General features: G+C 66.0%; 3 protein-coding genes. 2 read left to right on the top strand and 1 reads right to left on the bottom strand.

The window, feature by feature from the left end:
* On the top strand, nucleotides 1–529 hold a 529-nt coding region (locus VIM26_RS00065), incomplete at its 5' end, for a hypothetical protein (protein ID WP_331948260.1).
* Here the strand turns inward: VIM26_RS00065 and VIM26_RS00070 are convergent.
* Entirely contained in the window at nucleotides 501–1,802 is a 1,302-nt protein-coding gene (locus VIM26_RS00070) for an IS256 family transposase (RefSeq protein WP_331948261.1), read from the bottom strand. The two genes, VIM26_RS00065 and VIM26_RS00070, sit on opposite strands and share 29 nt — an antisense overlap.
* A gap of 212 nt (nucleotides 1,803–2,014) precedes the next feature.
* On the opposite strand from VIM26_RS00070, the gene VIM26_RS00075 reads away from it, so the two are divergent.
* Complete coding sequence (locus VIM26_RS00075) at nucleotides 2,015–2,614, top strand: hypothetical protein (RefSeq protein ID WP_331948262.1); 600 nt, start codon at nucleotides 2,015–2,017, stop codon at nucleotides 2,612–2,614.
* Nucleotides 2,615–2,632 lie beyond the last annotated feature (18 nt).

Here is a 2,632-nt window from a genome sequence, read left to right on the forward strand (position 1 = left end):
GTCTAAAACCGTGCGATGGGAATCGCTCATCCATTGGGCCGCGCGGTTCGCCGAGTCGCTCGACTTCGACGCCGAAGAACGCCAATACAAACTCGAGATTCGCGACCGCCTTCTCACCGCCCGAGATGCCCTGCTCACCGACGAGCCAGACTGGAGCCAGCTGCTACGCCGCGCTTTCGGATCGCCGAACAACCTGACGGCATGGCGCACGCACGCCGCCTTCCTAGACTGGGTCGACGCGCACCGCGAAGCGGCCCGATCAGCCCTCCTCACGCTCTGGGAATCCGAAGGCGACCTGGCGGGCGCGATCAACTCTTTCTGCGCGGCGCTCCCCAAAGACGTGTCCGGAACGGGCACGCAGGCCAACCTGGCGTCCTTCCTAGCCGCCGCACGCGGTATCGAACAGCATCCCGTCTACCGGGTGACCGCTTTCACCACTGCCTACGGGCTCACCGGCTGGCCGCACCGAGCAATTGTCAAGACCTGTGGATCGATCTTGGTCAGGCCGCGGTCTCGACGGGCGGCGTGACTGATTGTTGATCTTCTGATCGTTCGACGAGTTTGCCGTTGACGAACACCGCGCCGGCGCGCACGAGCGCGACGAGGTGCGGTGCGTTGACCGCCCGCCACCGGTCTTGGGCGGCCATGATCAGCTTGAACGCCATGGCCAGCCCGGCCGCTTTCGAGCCCGGTCCGCGGGTGATCTTGGTGCGGTGCCGGACGGTGGCGAAGGTTGACTCGATCGGGTTCGTGGTACGCAGGTGCACCCAGTGTTCGGCCGGGTAGTCGTAGAAGGCGAGCAGCTGTTCGGCATCCTCGGTGATCTTCGCGACGGCCTTGGGAAACTTGGCCGCGTAGGCGTCGCTGAAGGCGCGGATCGCCTGCTGTGCATGGGTTTTGTCCTCCGCGCCCCAGATCTCGGCCAGGTGCTTCTTGGCGCCTGGGTGCGCCGATTTCGGCATCGCCGAGAGAACGTTGCCCGACTTGTGGAACCAGCAACGCTGCTCTCTCGTGTCGGGGAACACCTCACGCAGCCCGCCCCAGAACCCGAGCGCCCCGTCGCCCACGGCCAGCACCGGGGCGCGCATCCCACGCCGCTTCGCATCCCGCAACAGGTCTGCCCACGACTCGACCGACTCCCGGTAGCCGTCGGCCAGAGTGATCAACTCTTTCGACCCGTCGGCACGCACCCCAATGAGCACCAGCAGACACAGCTTGTGCTCCTGCAGGCGGATGTTGACGTGGATGCCGTCAGCCCACACATAGACGTAGTCGACCTGGGACAGATCGCGCCGGGCGAAGGCGCGCTGCTCGTCTTGCCACTGCTCACACAGCCGGGTGATCGTCGAGGCAGACAGGCCCGCGCTCGAGCCGAGGAACTGCTCCAGCGCCGGGACGAAGTCCCCACCGGACAGGCCGTGCAGATACAGCAGCGGCAACACCTCGCTGATCTTGGGCGAACGACGACACCAGGCCGGCAGAATCGCCGAGGAGAACCGCGTGCGCTCACCGCTCGCTTCGTCGATGCGCTTGTCGTTGACCCGCGGCGCGTGCACCTGGACCGCTCCAGACGATGTGGTCACCGTGCGCGGGTCATGGTGGCCGTTACGCACCACGAGCCGATGCCCGTCCTCGTCGAGCTCGCCAACACACGCATCGACGTAGGCGTCGGCCTCGGCCTTCAACGCCGCCGCCAACATCCGCCGCGCACCCTCACGGGCGAGTTCATCCAACAGCGACCCCGGCGCCACATCCGCCGCCGACAGCTGCCCAACCTGATCGGTCTGCACTACCTTGAGCATGGGCGTACCTTCCCAACCGGCGTTCTAGCGCCGGCCTGCTTGAGAGACCTACTCGATCACCGGGAAGGTACGCCCTCCCCGATGCCGATCCACAGGTATCAAGCATTGCTCGGCCGCACCGAACCGAAGCCACACCCGGCGACCGATACGCCGATGCACTCACTTTCCTCGACGGCTTCGCCGACGCCAGCCGAAGGCAAAACGTGTCGCCGATGCGCGACCGACTCGACGCCCAGGGGCTGCTCTGGCGCGTACTGTCCGGAAGCGCACCCGAGGGCTGGAGCCCTGCCGAAGTTGAGGCCTACCAACGGTTCCTGAAGGGGCACTCAGTGGACGAGCTAGCCGAGCTGATCGAGCAGTTTCGCTCCGAAAACAACTACCCACCAGAGGGCCGACCCGAGCGCGACGCCGAACGCGCCGAGCTCGCCGCGGCGCTCACCCCCGACGCCCTCGACGAACCAGACCTACGGCTGCTACGCCGACTCGCCGGACCCGCATACGGCTCCCCAGGCCCGCAACCCGGCTTCAACCGCCTACTCCAAAACGACGAGGACCGCGCACGAACCATCGACACATTGCGATACCTGCTCTATGGGCGAGGCGATGTCGAAGCGCGGCTCGACGACTGCATCCGAGGCGACTACAAGTTACCCGGCGTCGGAGAGGCAATGATGGTCAAAGCCCTCGCAGCCACACACCCGGAACGATGGATTCCCAGCTACGTGACCACGGGCAAGGTCGGCAAGCGCGCGATCCTCGACCTGCTCGGCGACGAGCCACCAGCTGGCCTAACCCCAATACCGTTCAGTTAGGTGCCCGTGCGGTGTAGT

The organism is Pengzhenrongella sp. (assembly GCF_036565025.1).
In the GTDB taxonomy this organism is placed as follows: domain Bacteria; phylum Actinomycetota; class Actinomycetes; order Actinomycetales; family Cellulomonadaceae; genus Pengzhenrongella.